The sequence below is a fragment of the Bradyrhizobium sp. U87765 SZCCT0048 genome (assembly GCF_018131225.1).
Lineage (GTDB): Bacteria > Pseudomonadota > Alphaproteobacteria > Rhizobiales > Xanthobacteraceae > Bradyrhizobium_A.
In genome coordinates this window covers 1,923,448-1,938,103 of the sequence record NZ_JAFCMM010000001.1, presented here as the reverse complement: position 1 = coordinate 1,938,103, position 14,656 = coordinate 1,923,448, and the positions used below count along the sequence as shown (strand labels likewise).

At 64.7% G+C, this 14,656-nt stretch carries 11 protein-coding genes and 1 tRNA gene; 4 read left to right on the top strand and 8 right to left on the bottom strand.

Features of this window, described 5'->3' with window-relative positions:
* The first annotated feature begins 41 nt into the window (after positions 1-41).
* Both JQ639_RS08480 and JQ639_RS08475 read left to right on the top strand, forming a co-directional pair.
* Complete coding sequence (locus JQ639_RS08480; protein WP_211965683.1) at positions 42-911, top strand: intradiol ring-cleavage dioxygenase; 870 nt, start codon at positions 42-44, stop codon at positions 909-911.
* Positions 912-1,274: 363 nt separating this feature from the next.
* Complete coding sequence (locus JQ639_RS08475; RefSeq protein WP_349644623.1) at positions 1,275-2,192, top strand: LysR family transcriptional regulator; 918 nt, start codon at positions 1,275-1,277, stop codon at positions 2,190-2,192.
* Between the two features lie 5 nt (positions 2,193-2,197).
* On the opposite strand, the gene JQ639_RS08470 is transcribed toward JQ639_RS08475, so the two are convergent.
* The 7 genes from JQ639_RS08470 to JQ639_RS08440 form a co-directional block, all read right to left on the bottom strand.
* Positions 2,198-3,436, bottom strand: a complete 1,239-nt coding sequence (locus tag JQ639_RS08470) for a class I SAM-dependent RNA methyltransferase (RefSeq protein WP_211965682.1) — start codon at positions 3,434-3,436, stop codon at positions 2,198-2,200.
* On the bottom strand, positions 3,429-4,160 hold the full coding sequence (locus JQ639_RS08465) for a TlyA family RNA methyltransferase (protein WP_211965681.1): 732 nt from the start codon (positions 4,158-4,160) through the stop codon (positions 3,429-3,431). Before JQ639_RS08465 ends, JQ639_RS08470 begins: the two co-directional genes overlap by 8 nt.
* A gap of 47 nt (positions 4,161-4,207) precedes the next feature.
* Positions 4,208-6,130 carry a 1-deoxy-D-xylulose-5-phosphate synthase gene (gene dxs / locus JQ639_RS08460; RefSeq protein ID WP_211965680.1) on the bottom strand — a complete coding sequence of 641 codons (1,923 nt, stop codon included), beginning with the start codon at positions 6,128-6,130 and terminating at the stop codon, positions 4,208-4,210.
* Between the two features lie 311 nt (positions 6,131-6,441).
* Entirely contained in the window at positions 6,442-7,689 is a 1,248-nt protein-coding gene (locus JQ639_RS08455; protein WP_211965679.1) for an alpha/beta fold hydrolase, read from the bottom strand.
* A gap of 98 nt (positions 7,690-7,787) precedes the next feature.
* The gene (locus tag JQ639_RS08450) at positions 7,788-8,039 is read right to left on the bottom strand and encodes an exodeoxyribonuclease VII small subunit (RefSeq protein ID WP_211965678.1); all 252 of its coding nucleotides are present in this window, start codon (positions 8,037-8,039) and stop codon (positions 7,788-7,790) included.
* A 212-nt stretch (positions 8,040-8,251) separates the two neighbouring features.
* Entirely contained in the window at positions 8,252-9,181 is a 930-nt protein-coding gene (locus JQ639_RS08445; protein ID WP_211965677.1) for a histone deacetylase family protein, read from the bottom strand.
* A gap of 95 nt (positions 9,182-9,276) precedes the next feature.
* Entirely contained in the window at positions 9,277-11,049 is a 1,773-nt protein-coding gene (locus JQ639_RS08440) for an acyl-CoA dehydrogenase family protein (protein ID WP_211965676.1), read from the bottom strand.
* Between the two features lie 337 nt (positions 11,050-11,386).
* On the opposite strand from JQ639_RS08440, the gene JQ639_RS08435 reads away from it, so the two are divergent.
* Both JQ639_RS08435 and JQ639_RS08430 read left to right on the top strand, forming a co-directional pair.
* Positions 11,387-11,461 (top strand) — tRNA-Gln (locus tag JQ639_RS08435).
* Between the two features lie 430 nt (positions 11,462-11,891).
* Positions 11,892-12,674 carry a hypothetical protein gene (locus tag JQ639_RS08430; protein WP_211965675.1) on the top strand — a complete coding sequence of 261 codons (783 nt, stop codon included), beginning with the start codon at positions 11,892-11,894 and terminating at the stop codon, positions 12,672-12,674.
* 375 nt (positions 12,675-13,049) lie between these two features.
* On the opposite strand, the gene JQ639_RS08425 is transcribed toward JQ639_RS08430, so the two are convergent.
* Positions 13,050-13,760, bottom strand: coding sequence for a hypothetical protein (locus tag JQ639_RS08425; RefSeq protein WP_211965674.1), 711 nt, complete (start codon positions 13,758-13,760; stop codon positions 13,050-13,052).
* Between the last annotated feature and the right edge of the window lie 896 nt (positions 13,761-14,656).

The window sequence follows — 14,656 nt, the reverse complement described above, 5'->3', positions numbered from 1 at the left end:
GCAAACGGGCCGTCTGTCATCATCAGCAAGGGAGGCCATCCATGAGGAACGTGACCATCGACAACATCACCGATGTGGTGATCAATGCCATGTCGCCGGACATTGCGCCGCGCAACAGGCAGATCATGACCAGCCTGATCAAGCATCTCCACGGCTTCGCCCGGGAGGTCGACCTGACATTCCCGGAATGGCTTGAGGCCTGCGAGTTCATGCGCCGCGCCGGCGACATCTCTGACGACAAGCGCAACGAGTTCATCCTGATCTGCGATATTCTCGGCCTCGAGGTGCTGGTCGATATGCAGGACCACCGCGTCACCGACGGCGAGAGCGAGTCGACGGTGCTCGGACCATTCTACCGCGAGAACCCGCCAGTGCTGCCCAAGGGCGCGTCGATCATCCAGAAGCATTTCGACAATTCGCAGACCGTGCGCGTCTCGGGGCGGGTGCTCGACACCGCGGGGCGGCCGATCGAGGGCGTCACCATCGATGTCTGGGAGGACGCGCCGAACGGGCTCTATGAGCAGCAGGACCCCGACCAGCCCGACTACAATCTGCGCGGCCGCTTCGTTACCGACGCCAACGGCGAGTATGCCTTCGTCGGCATCCGGCCGGAGCCGTATCCCATTCCCTATGATGGAGCTGCCGGCGAACTCCTGAACTACATGGGGCATCATCCGTGGCGTCCCGGGCATATCCACTTCATGCTGTTCAAGGACGGCTACCAGACCCTGATTTCGCAGATCTTCGACGCTGATACCAAATACCTCGACAAGGATTCGGTGTTTGCCGTGAAGGAAAGCCTGATCGGCCAGATGCGTCCGGCGCCCGCCGGCGCCGATACCGAGCTCGTGATGGACTTCGACTTCAGGCTGAAGAAGGCCGTCGCAAAGACGCTGATCGCGGCGGAATGATCGTGCGCACGGCCCGTCTCTCGCCATGCCCTGCGCAGGAGGGAGACGGGCCGGTCCTCACATGCGAGCGGGAAGTGCCGCGACATTCTCCGTTCGACCGAGCAGCGGCCATATGCGCAGCGGCAGGCTGGTCGCATCACTGCGACCGATCGCTGCGGCCGATCGACACCCGCAGGACGCCTGTTCATTTGTTGTGCGGCGAATATGATCCGGCCTGGGCGGCCGTGGGTGCTGTGCGCCGGCGGCAGCGATCGACGGCGTCATCGTGATGGTCATGAAGGAGCTGGGGCTTTTTCGATGAGTGAACATTTCGTGGTCTTCCGCTTCCGTTGGGCCAGCGCGCCGACGCGCATGTCGATCTAGATGAGCGGGGAGCGCGAAGACGCGATGGACCTGCGGCGGTTAGCCTATTTCGTGGCCGTCGCCGAGGAGCTGCATTTCGGCCGCGCAGCAGCGCGTCTGTCGATCGCGCAGCCGCCGCTGAGCCGGCAGATCGCCCAGCTCGAGGCTGATCTCGGCGTCATGCTGATCGACCGCAGCCGCAGCCAGATCCGCCTGACGCAGGCCGGAGAGGTCTTGCTGCTGCGGGCCCGCGATGTCCTCGGACGGCTCGACCAGGCCGAGCGCGAGGTCAAGCGGATCGGTGAGGGCATTTCCGGTTACCTGCGTATCGCGTTCGTCGGCTCCGCAACGCATGGCATCCTGCCCAACGTCATCAAGGCGTTCCGCACCAGTTTTCCCGAGGTCGAGCTGGCGCTGTCGGCGATGAACAACGCCGAACTCAAGCGTGCCGTTGTCCAGCGCGAGATCGATATCGCGATCGCGCGACCGTCGCTCAATGATGAGGAGTTGAAGTCCGAGCCGCTGCATCACGAGCCACTCATCCTCGCTATCCCGGATTCCTCGCCGCTGCTCGCCGCCGATCCGATCCGTCTTACGGCCTTGCGCGACGAGACGTTCGTGCTCTATCCCCGCAAGCCGCGCCCGAGTTTCGCCGACGACATTCTCGCAGTCTGCCGGGATGAAGGCTTCATTCCGAAATCGCCGGTAATGGCGCAGGACTATCAGACCGCCATCAGCCTCGTGTCGGTCGGTGTGGGGATCTCGCTGGTGCCGGCGTCAGTGTCGCAGTCGCCGCGGCTTGGCGTCGCCTACCGTCCCTACGCGGGCAACAATCCCGGCACGGCGCTGTCGCTCAACTACCGCCGCGACAACCGCACGCCCCATGTCTTCAATTTTCTGAAGATCGCGCAGCAGTTCGCGCGGCGTGGCCGCGGCTGATTTTCCTAACGGTTGAACCGCGCCACCAGCTCGACATGCGCGGTGTGACGGAACTGGTCGACCGGCACGACGCGCTCGCAACGGTAGCCGGCCTCGACTAGAATGCGGGCGTCGCGGGCGAAGGTCGCGGCGTTGCAGGACACCGCGACGATCACCGGCACCTTGCTCGCCGCGAGTTGCGTGACCTGCGCTTGCGCGCCCTGGCGCGGCGGGTCGAACACCACGGCATCGAACGTGCGCAGTTCCTGCGGCATCAGCGGGCGGCGGAACAGGTCGCGAACCGTCGCGGTTACCGGCTTCAGGCCGCGTGTCGCGGGCGCGGCCTTCTGCAGCGCGCCGACGGCGCCGGCATCGCTGTCCCAGGCCGACACGCGCACGCGCTCGGCGAGCCGCAGCGCGAACGGTCCGACGCCGCAGAACAGGTCGGCGACGGCCTTGGCGCCCTTGCAGTCTTCGAGCACCAGCGCGGCGAGCGTCTCCTCGCCGGTAGCGGTGGCCTGCAGGAACGAGCCGGGCGGCAGCGTGACCTCGGCGCGGCCCATGCGCACATTCGGCGGTGCGTGCATCACCACCAGTTCGCCGTGGCGCGTGACGCGCGTGATGTGATGCCGTGCGGTGAGTTGCGACAGCGCCATCATCGCCGGGCCGGCGAGGGGGCCGGAGCCGCGCACGTCGACGTCGAGGCCGGTATCGGTCGCGGTGATCTGGATGTCGAGCGGCTTGCCGACGTGGGCGAGCGTGCTGGCGAGGGCCTTGGCCGCGGCGAACGCGCCGTCGAGCGCGGGATCGAGGATCGGGCACTGGTCGAGCGGCACGATCTCATGGCTGCCTGCGGCGGAGAAGCCGACCTGCAGCGCCGTGCCGCTGCCGCGGCGGGCGTGGGCGACGAGGCGCCGACGGCCGGCGCCATGGGCGTCGACGAGGTCGGCGACCTCGGCCGTCAGGCCGGCTTGCGCGAGCGCCTCGACCACGAGGCCGCGCTTCCAGGCACGGTAGCCATCGCCCTGCCAATGCTGGATCGCGCAGCCGCCGCAACGGCCGAACTGAGGGCAAAACGGCGTGATGCGCTCGGCGCTTGCCGTGACCACGCGCGTCAGGCGGCGTCGGTCCGGATGACCGGGCACGTCCTCGACCTCGACGGTTTCGCCGGCGAGCGTGCCGGGCACGAAGACGGTTCGGCCATTCGCCGAGGCGATGCCGTCGCCGCGGTGGCCGACATGGTCGATGACGAGCTGTTCAGCCAAAGCGGGCTCCGATGAAGAATTCGACATTGCCGTCGCCGCCGGCGATCGACGAGGGAAACACCGCGATATCATGGCCGCCGTGGGTCCGTACGAACGCGGTGATGTCATCGCACACGGCGGCGTGCACGGCGCTATCGCGCACGATGCCTTTCTTGGAGTGGCGCCGCTCGGCCTCGAATTGCGGTTTGATCAGCGCGAGCAGGCTCGCTGGCCGTGCGGCGATCGCCAGTGCCGGCGGGAGCACGAGCCTGAGCGAGATGAAGCTGGCGTCGATCACCACGATGTCGGGCTGCTCGGCGAAATCGTTGGCTGTCAGGGTGCGAATGTCGGTGTGCTCGCGCCCGTCGACGCGTGGATCGTCGCGCAGGCGCGCGTGGAGTTGGCCATGGCCGACGTCCACCGCATGGACGCGGCGCGCGCCGCGCGCCAGCAGCACCTCGGTGAAGCCCCCGGTCGAGGCGCCGACATCGAGGCAGACATGCCCGTCGATCGCCATGGGATAGCGCTCCAGCGCGCCGGCAAGCTTGACGCCGCCGCGCGACACCCAGGGATGGGCGGGCGTCGCCGCGAGTTCGGCCTGCAGCGGAATCATCTCGGAGGGCTTGGCGACTGTGCGGCCGTCGACCGTGACCTGTCCGGCTGCGATGGCAGCCTGGGCGCGCGCGCGGCTCTCGAACAGGCCGCGCTCCACCAGCAGAAGGTCTGCGCGCTGACGCGGCTGCATGCGCGGTCTCGCCTCCGGGCGCCGCTCCGACGCCCGGAGCCGGACGGTTAAGCCAGCTTGCTGGTCTCGGCCTTGATGTCCTTGCCGAGCGCCTCGAAGGCCTTGGCGACGATCGCCTTGGCGTCGAGGCCGGCGCGGGCATACATCGCCGCCGGGGTGTCGTGATCGAGGAACTCGTCGGGTAGCACCATCGAGCGCACCCGCAGGCCGTTATCGAGCGCGCCGTGATCGGACAGCGCCTGCAGCACGTGCGAGCCGAAGCCGCCGATCGAGCCTTCCTCGATGGTCAACAGCACCTGATGCTCGCGCGCGAGCTTGAGCACGAGATCGATGTCGAGCGGCTTCATGAAGCGCGCGTCGGCGACGGTGGTCGACAGGCCATGGGCCTCGAGCTCGTCGGCGGCCTTGAGCGCCTCGCCGAGGCGGGTACCGAACGACAGCAGCGCCACCTTGTTGCCCTCGCGCAGCACGCGGCCCTTGCCGATCTCGAGCGGCACGCCGAATTCCGGCATCTCGACGCCCCGGCCTTCGCCGCGGGGATAGCGCAACGCGCTCGGAGCGTCGTTGATCGCGACTTGCGTCGCGATCATGTGGACGAGATCGGCTTCGTCCGCTGCCGCCATGATCACGAAGCCGGGCAGACAGCCGAGATAGGCATTGTCGAACGCGCCCGCATGGGTCGAGCCGTCGGCGCCCACGAGGCCGGCACGGTCGATGGCGAAGCGCACCGGCAGGCCCTGGATGGCGACGTCGTGCACCACCTGGTCGTAGCCGCGCTGCAGGAAGGTGGAGTAGATCGCGCAGAACGGCTTGTAGCCCTCGGTGGCAAGGCCGGCCGCAAACGTCACGGCATGCTGCTCTGCAATGCCGACGTCGAAGGTGCGTTCCGGAAACGCCTTGCCGAAGGTGTCGATGCCGGTGCCCGACGGCATCGCCGCGGTGATGGCGACGATCTTGTCGTCCTTCTGCGCTTCCTTGACGAGGCTCTGGCCGAACACGGCAGTGTACGCCGGCGCGTTGGACTTGGCCTTGACCTGGGTGCCGGTCAGCACGTCGAACTTGACGACGCCGTGATACTTGTCGGCGGAAGCTTCCGCCGGCGCGTAGCCCTTGCCCTTCTGCGTCACGACATGGACCAGGATCGGGCCGTTGGTGGCGTCGCGGACGTTGGTCAGCACCGGCAGCAGGTGGTCGAGGTTGTGGCCGTCGATCGGGCCGACATAGAAGAAGCCGAGCTCTTCGAACATCGTGCCGCCGGTCACCATGCCGCGGGCGTATTCCTCGGCGCGCATCGCACGCTCCTCGAAGAACTTCGGCAGCTTGTGGGCGATGTTCTTGGCGATCTCGCGGATCGACTGATAGGTGTGGCCCGAGATCAGGCGGGCGAGGTAGGCCGACATCGCGCCGACTGGCGGGGCGATCGACATGTCGTTGTCGTTGAGGATGACCACGAGGCGCGAGTTCATCGCGCCGGCATTGTTCATCGCCTCATAGGCCATGCCGGCGGACATCGAGCCGTCGCCGATCACCGCCACGACATTGTTCTTGCCGCCCGACAGGTCGCGCGCCACCGCCATGCCGAGGCCGGCGGAAATCGAGGTCGAGGAGTGCGCCGCGCCGAACGGGTCATACTCGCTCTCGGAGCGCTTGGTGAAGCCGGACAGGCCGCCGCCCTGGCGCAGGGTGCGGATGCGGTCGCGGCGCCCGGTCAGGATCTTGTGCGGGTAAGCCTGATGGCCGACGTCCCAGATCAGGCGGTCGTCCGGAGTGTTGAAGACATAGTGCAGGGCCACCGTGAGCTCGACGACGCCGAGGCCGGCGCCGAGATGGCCTCCGGTCACGGACACGGCACTGATGGTTTCCTGACGCAGTTCGTCAGCCAGCTGGCGCAGCTGCTCGGGCTTCAGCCGGCGCAGCTCGTCGGGGGTCTTCACGCGGTCGAGGAGGGGAGTGGGGCTCGGCGTGGACACGGGTGGCTTCCTTTGACTGATGATGGGGGCGGGCGAGGCGCTCGACCCGAGGCCGGCCCGGGGCCGACCAAGGCAAATGTCGAAAATTGGCAAGTTGATCCAGCGGCTTATACCAATTTTTTTTCACAAGCCAATCGTTAGAGGGAAGATGCTGCTGGCAGGACGCCGCGGCGGGGTGCCCCTTTAGGTCGTTTCTGCCCGGAAAGTGGTTCAAAATCGGGTGGATAGGCGGTTCCGGCAGGCCATGACGACGACCTGAACCGAATGGCCGGGCGATCCGGCATGGCTGGGCTGCGACCCCGGGCGCCGGCTCAGGCCACCCCGACGGGCGGTTCCTCCAGTTCCGACCATGCGCGCTGACGGGCTGGTCCGTCCCCGGTGGCGACGGCGAGGGCCGCAGCCGGGTGGGTGAAGCGGTCGCACAGGGTCAGGGGTCCGCAGACCATCATGAAGAAGTCGTAGGCGTTGGGCTGCTCGTTGGCCATCACGAACTGGAAGTGGATGCGAAAGAAGTGGCGGCGGAACGCGTGGTAGTTTTCCGGCGCGATAATATCGCGGAAGCGCACGGTGACGATGTGGGGATTGCGGCGGGCGGCGCCGACGTCGAGGCCATGGCCGGCGACCGGATCGAACGGATAGAAGTTCATCACGTCCTTGCGCGACTGGCAGTCGACCCAGTGCAGCGAGGGCTCCGTCGCGAGGCGTTTGAGGCGTGCGCGGAACTGATCGGAGACCGGCAGGAAGCCGACGATCGGCAGGTTGCCGCCGATGGTGAGCAGCATCAGGCGCGGACCGCGGCGGCCGATTTCGGGATCGATCTCGAGCGCGCGCATCAGGATCTCGAGACCGAGAAACGAGCCCGAAGAATGGCCGACCACGATGATCTCGTCGGCATCGCTGGTGCGCACGGTCGCGACGAGGTCCTGTGCGAACTGCTCGATGCGCCTGTCCCATTCAGGGCGCTGGCGGTGGGCGTACTGCCAGGTAAAGATGGTGTCGGACATCAGGTAGAGCGCGTAGGTGCGGCTCTCCAGGTATTTCAGCATGGTGCCGAGCAGGGCGACGAACACCGCTGTCGCGGCCGGCAGCGTGATCACCATTGGTATGCCGACACGATCGAGCCCGGCCGCGAACACCGCCGCGATGACGCCTGCAACCAGCGCCTCGATGACCAGCACGAACTGCGGATAGCTGATGAACGTGGCGAAGCGCCAGTTAGCCTTGCGAAAGCGCGTCAGCACGCCGTTGAAGATCAGGCGGATATAGATCGCCAGCGCCTGGGTCACCGTGCGCCAGATCGGCCACTCGAGGTCGGCCTTGATCAGGTCCTCCCAGCGCAGGAAGTCGTAGCGCGTCTGTGTCTGCCAGTCGGGGCCCTGGGTGTCGATCGTCCACGATGCGGCGCGCGCATCGGTCGACGCCGGTCGCCCCACCTTGCAGTTGAAGCCGTAGAGCGCCGCGAACTTGCGCAGCTCGCTGCGGAACATGCGGTAGTATTGCGCGAGCCCGCGGGGGTCGTAGCCTTGCACGTAGATGATGTGACGGCGGTTGACTCGCACGCAGGTCCCCGAATGGCGGCGGGCAGTGGGAGATGAGCGGCGCGGCGCCGCCATCGAGAGAGGCCGGAGGCGGCCGCGCGTCGCGAAGCGGCGTGGCCCTATTGAACGTCGAGCGGTTCGGTGCCGGCCACCTGGCCGGACGCGTCGGTGGTGATCTTGTCCACGCGCGCCTCGGCCTGACGCAGCAACTCGTCACAACGGCGCTTCAGGGCTTCTCCACGCTCATAGATCGCAACCGATTCTTCCAGCGGAACCTTGCCGTCCTCGAGACGCTTCACGATCGTTTCAAGCTCCTCGATCGCGCGTTCGAAGCTCAGTCTCTTCACGTCGGCATTGGTATTTTCGGCCATTCAGCTGTCCTCGAAGCGCCCCGCTTCGGTTTGAATCGTCATTGGGGGCGCATTGTGGCCGGGGGGCGTCCCTATTTCAAGCCGAGCGGTCCGGCCTGTGCAGGACACCGTGTTGTCACCGATCCATCATTCATCTTTGTGACGACGGAACCGTGGGGGTGGAACGATACCTGGCCTGGCGCTCGCCGTTGGGCTGAGGCCCGTGGCAGGGATCAGGCGGTCATCAGGCCCTTCACATGGGCGCTGACCGATTCCTTGAGGCCCTGCAGGTCGTAGCCACCCTCCAGCACGGAGACGATCCGCCCGCCGGCGGTGTCGTCGGCGAGCCGCATCAGCTGTTCGGTGATCCAGGCATAGTCGCCCTCCTGGAGCTGCAGGTTGGCGAGGGGGTCGCGCCAGTGGGCATCGAAGCCGGCGGAAATGATCAGCAACTCGGGCGCAAAGGTCCTGAGCCGCGGCAGGATCCGGTCGGTGAACGCCTCGCGGAAACGCGTGCCGCCATCGCCGGAGCGCAGCGGTGTATTGACGATGGTGTCGTGATCGCCGCGTTCGGACGTCGCGCCGGTGCCGGGAAACAGCGGCATCTCGTGGGTCGAGGCGTACATCACGGTGGGGTCGGCCCAGAAAATGTCCTGGGTGCCGTTGCCGTGGTGGACGTCGAAATCGACGACCGCGACACGGCCGACGCCATGCCGGCGCTGGGCGTAGCGGGCCGCGATGGCGGCGTGATCGAAAAAGCAGAAGCCCATCGGCTTGCCGACCTCGGCATGGTGGCCGGGCGGGCGCGTGGCGACGAACGCATTGCTGGCGCGGCCCGCGAGCACGGCGTCGACTGCGGCGGTGGCGCCGCCGACGCAGCGCATCGCCGCTTCCCATGTTCCCGGCGACATCGAGGTGTCGCCATCGATGTAGACGAGCCCCTCCGCTGGCGAGATGTGATGCAGCTCGTTGACGTAGTGTTCGTTGTGACAGAGCAGCACGTGATCGATCTCGCCGATCGGTGCCTCGGTGCGTATCAGCGCATTGAAAGCGTCCGGCGACAGCGCCTGCTCGATCGCACGCATGCGGTCGGGCCGCTCGGGATGGCCGGGCGGCACGACATGGTCGATGCATGCGGGATGGGTGATCAGGAGCGTGGACATCGGCGGGTCGATCCCTTCAGCAAGAAGACGGCGGGGGCGCCGTCGGGACGCGCCGGCGGGTCCGCTGGCGCGGACGGCCGCCGGTCCATCGTGCATCAGCCGGTGAGCACGGCGTCGGCGCCGTTCACGGTGTCGGCGCTGTCGATCACCATGCGCTCGAGGCCGGACGCCTGTACGGTGACGTTCTCGGCGAAGAAACGCGCCAGCGTGACGTAGCGCTGGCCTTCGCCATCGCCGCGCGCCGCGAGCGCTTCCTTGGCGAGCAGGCAGCCGCCGAGCGTCGAGCCGAACAGCCTCAGATAGGGCGTCGCGCCGGCGAGGGCGTCGTTCGGCGCGGCCGCAAGGCGCTCCAGCAGCCAGCGGCCGGCGCGGTCGAGCGAGGCGAGGCCATCGCGCAGCCGTGCGGCGGTGGTGCCGAACGCCGGATCGTTGGAGCGCTCGACCTCGGTTGCGATGTCGTTCAGTTCCTTCAGCAGTGCGTCGACGGAGGCGCCGCCCTGGGCGGTGAGCTTGCGGGTGACGAGGTCGATCGACTGGATGCCGTTGGTGCCCTCGTAGATCGCGGTGATGCGGGCATCGCGGTAATGCTGCGCCGCGCCGGTTTCCTCGATGAAGCCCATGCCGCCGTGGATCTGCACGCCGAGCGACGTCACCTCGTTGCCGATGTCGGTGGAGAAGGCTTTTGCGATCGGCGTCAGCAGCGCGGCGCGCGCGGCGGCGGCCTCGCGCACCTTGGCGTCGGCAGCGCGGTGGGAGACGTCGATCGCCACCGCGGTGGCGTAGCAGATGGTGCGGGCGGCGGCGGTCAGCGCGCGCATCTGCATCAGCATGCGCTTGACGTCGGGATGGGCGAAGATCGGGTCGGAGCCCGCGCCCTTGGCGCCGCCGGCCTTGCCCTGGCGACGCTCGTGGGAGAACGCCAGCGCCTGCTGGTAGGCGCGATCGGCGATGCCGACGCCCTCGAGGCCGACGCCGAGGCGGGCCTGATTCATCATCGTGAACATGCAGGCCATGCCACGGTTCTCTTCGCCGATCAGGTAGCCGATGGCACCGTCCTTGTCGCCGAGGGTCATGGTGCAGGTCGGCGAGGCGTGGATGCCCAGCTTGTGCTCGACGCCGCTGGCATGGATGTCGTTGCGCGCGCCGAGCGAGCCGTCGGCGTTGACCAGGAATTTCGGCACGAGGAACAGCGAAATGCCCTTGGTGCCGGCGGGCGCGTCCGGCAGGCGCGCGAGCACGAAATGCACGATGTTATCGGTCATGTCGTGTTCGCCGTAGGTGATGAAGATCTTGGTGCCCTTGAGGCGGTAGGTGCCGTCGCTCGCGCGCTCGGCGCGGCTGCGCAGCGCGCCGACGTCGGAGCCGGCCTGCGGCTCGGTGAGCTGCATGGTGCCGGTCCATTCGCCGGAAATCAGCTTGGCGAGGTAGATCTGCTTGAGCTCCTCGCTGCCATGGGCCTCCAGCGCCTCGATGGCGCTGGCGGTCAGCAGCGGGCACAGGCCGAACGCCATGTTCGAGGCGCTCCAGATCTCGGTGCAGGCGGCATTGATGGCGATCGGCAGGCCCTGGCCGCCCCAGGCCTCGGAGCCGGCGACTGCGTTCCAGCCGGCCTCGGACCAGCGGCGGTAGGCGTCGGGCCAGCCCGGCGCGGTGGTGACCTTGCCGTCGTTCAGCTTGATGCCGTTCTTGTCGCCCTCGCGGTTGAGCGGTGCCAGCACGTCGGACGCGAACTTGCCGGCCTCCTCCAGGATCGCCGCCGTCATCTCTGCGTCGAAATCGCCATAGTGCCCGGCCTTGACCGCTGCCGCGAGGCCTGCGCCCTGGTTGAGGGCCAGCAGCATGTCGTTGATCGGGGCACGGTAGGTCATGGGCATTCTCTCCTGGTGGAACGGCAGGCTGGTTTCTTGTCGTATCGGGGCGCGGCTGCCACTCTATATGTGGATGCGACCGGGGCCTGTCAGAGGGGCCGCCGGCCCGCCGGAAGATCCCGGACGATGCCGCAAACTGCCATGCCGGCGGGCCGGCTTCAAACAAAAGTGGGCGGTGTACCCCGACCTGGCGGAAACGGGCCACGGCCGCTGCTGGAGACGGCGCGGAGGCTGTCCCGACCGCGCCGATCCACCGCTTGAAATGGCCGATCTCTCCCTATACACCGGCGGGGCCTGAAGGGAATCCGTGCGGTCCAGCCCCGCGCCCCGGGGCCATTGGGGCGTCGCCAAGTGGTAAGGCAGTGGATTTTGATTCCACCATGCGGAGGTTCGAATCCTCCCGCCCCAGCCAGATTTCTGTCTTCGATATCAATCGGTTGGTGATTTCAGGAGGATCGATCCTGACATCGCTGGTCGTGGTTCTCGCCCAACTCCCAACGCCGGCTGCCGTGGCGCGTAACTTCGAATGTCACCCGCTCACGGGGCGTCATGGACCATGGTCTGCTGCCGGTCGGCCTCACAAGGTGGGCGTTCAGGTGGTTTTTAAGCTCGACGGGGCTGTTAGGGCATCGGCTGCGACGATGGGGCGCCCCGGGGCTGAATGCCTTCTCACGAGGGCAAACCGGAAGACAGGACAGACGGGGATACTTGAGGGCAAAAGAGGGCAAACGACCGAGCGGCGTATCCTGCCGTCCTATGGCAGAGTTACCAGCGCCGGAGTTGGATGACTGCTGGACGACAATGGCTCGTTTCAGCTGTGACCTTTGAGAGAAAGGCCGTTTATGCGCGAACTCTTCAAGGTACTTCCGCTAGGACTGCTATTGCCCGTCTTCCTCGCGGCAGCCTCTGTTAAGCCCGGGGATGCTCAAGCAAATATTTCAGCGTGGGCGGGTCGGGTTGGCATTCATGACCTGCCGACTTGGGCTACAAACCCGATGGCTGTTACAGTCGCATTTTACGCTGCAACTGGTGGCGCGGCGATCTACTCGGGCGCAGTGTGGATTGTACCTGCAATGCGCAGAAGAAGCGGCCCCGAGCTTACGAGAGTTTTAGTTATTTTTGCCCTGATCGCGACTTTACTTGGTGCGATAGGATACGCGGCAAGTTTGACATCGCGGAAACGGGATGTCCCAAAAGTCACCACCCCTAGCAATCAACTTGTTTCGACCTTTGGAAAAACAATCTTGAGGTGCGTCAAGCCCAAGACTGCCGATGCAAGAGACCCCAAAGACGTGATAGCCGAAACAGCAGAAAATATGCGCGCGATAGGTGAAAAGTTTGGCCTCTCGATGATGCTCACGACTATCCAGAATGGAATCCGCATCGAGATGTTGCCCGCGACTCGTGAAGGAAAGATACGAATGGGAGGCAGCGAAAAATGGCTGCTGGAAGCGAGCCGTTCTGACGCCGAATTGCTTGTATATTCTCATATGCAAATGCCGAGCGTATTGGGCATGCTTGCTGATCTAATGCCAATCGATCCGCAATCTAAGACGATAGTTCAGGAGAGAGAGACAATTGAGCATATCCTTGGAGTCGCGCTGGGCGGCTGTAGGATCATGTGAACCAGACACCATACCGGCAACGAAGGGCATCATGATATATCGGTTAGTGTTATTGGTGTTCGCGCAAGGAGCCGGGGGCTTGTCTATGGACCCGGGAAAAGGCGTCCCGGTATCAACCACATCTCTCCACGTAGGCAATTTTGCGACAGCCGAGAATTGCGCTGCTGCGGCAAAAGAGGCTGCAGCAAACGCAAGCTCTCTTTCCGGCCCGGGATAGCCGTCGGCAGTTTACAGATTCATGTGTATCCGGGCTACCGACGGCAAAGTTGCGCCGCCACAAGAATTTAACAGCAAGCTTAGCCGGGATGAGCGTAGCGACTCCGGATCATTGAATTGCGACTACCCCGGATCAAGCTGAGCTCATCGGGGGCTACGCTAGCCCTGGATGCGTGGAGGCGCTTCCTCCATCATCGCCCCGTAGAGGCTGCCTAAGATGGAAATAAGCTTGCTGTCGGTCGGCAACGCTTTATCGATGTTATCAATCCCTCGAACGATAATGTAGAGACCCGCGAGGATCGCGAGAGCCGACAGCAAGCGCTCCGCTGCAATCTGCTTCCCAAAGATTGATATTAGAGCACTGCCAGCCCCGACGTGCACCTCAGCCAGTCCGTAGATGAAGGGCTGCTTCGATCGAATTACGAAAAGAATCAATCCACTGGCGAGCACACAAATAATTATCAAAATGAAGTTGATCAGCTCATCCTGGTTTAGATGGATCCCGAACAAACCAAGGGCAAAGATAGCGGCTCCTGCGATCAGTATTGAGAGGAACCCCACAACGACGGAGCAAGGCAATATAACCAGGAAGAATGCTGCCACTCCGCGATCAACAATGTTTAGAGCTCTTTTACCCCACGTTGTTGCTCTAATGGCTTCTCTGATTCCAAGGCCGCTGATGATAACAACGGCGGAAAAAACGAACCAGAGCAGAAACAAATTGACTAGCTTAGCCACGATTATCAGCGCGTTTAGGATTGTGCTCGACGTTTCGGCGCGAACGAGCGCGATGAAAAGCCCGTCCAAGACGAGAAGTGCTACGGTTCCGAGCACAATTGCGGCTACCAAGAATACCTTGCGATAATTCATGAGATTCACCTTCCCGGACGGGCGGACTATCTGAGAAATCTGTCACATGGTGTTGTTGGTTGTCACCCGAATTGGCTAGGTTGCCTAGACCCCGCGCGATAGCCGTTGCCGTCGCGAGACGCTGCGCGAGCTCTTCTGAATCCATCGACCCTGACCGCAGCGGGAAACCTCATCAACAGCTCCTCGAAGGAGTTGCAGCTACGCGCCAGCCTGAGCAGCGGATCGGCGATCGGCGACAGCACTGGCTCCCAATCCCCCGCTGATCCGGAAGCCCTCCTGTCAACCTCGTCAGCCAGCCCTTCGTAACGGAGTGCAAGCCGGTGGCATCCACCGCAGCCTGAACTTGCGACCGCGCTGGGCGACTTTTCTTCTTGTGTTGACCGCAAAGATTGATGTTGGTCTGAAGGCTGCCGAGCCTCGGCCGGCCAAGATAATGAAAAACTGATCCGCGAGACGACTAGCGTTGGCGCGCCACTTTCCGAGGGGAAGCAGCCGGGATCGCACGTACCACCTGCGAGCTATGTCAGCCCCGCCAGCCGGAAGGGCACCGTTGGCGTCACAGTTCCGCGTCACAATTGGCACGACTTTGAAGCGCCCTGAGATTTGGCTCTTCATAAACTGTAACTGGTGCCCCAAGCTGTGGAGCTTGGCGTCACAGATCGGATTGAAGGTCCCGCAAAAACAACGACGACTCATCTCTCGCTTTCGATTGGGGGCATTTGAAGTGGCGCGACGAGACAGAGTCACCAATTCCAGCCTATCGCAGAGAAACCCAACAAAGACGGGCACTTCCCGTATATTCCCATTTGATCCCAGCCATTCCCGGCAGTGACACGAGTAATTGCGCGCGACAGCTGCCGTGGAGATACAGGTGAGCGGTCGTTCGGTCGACGCTC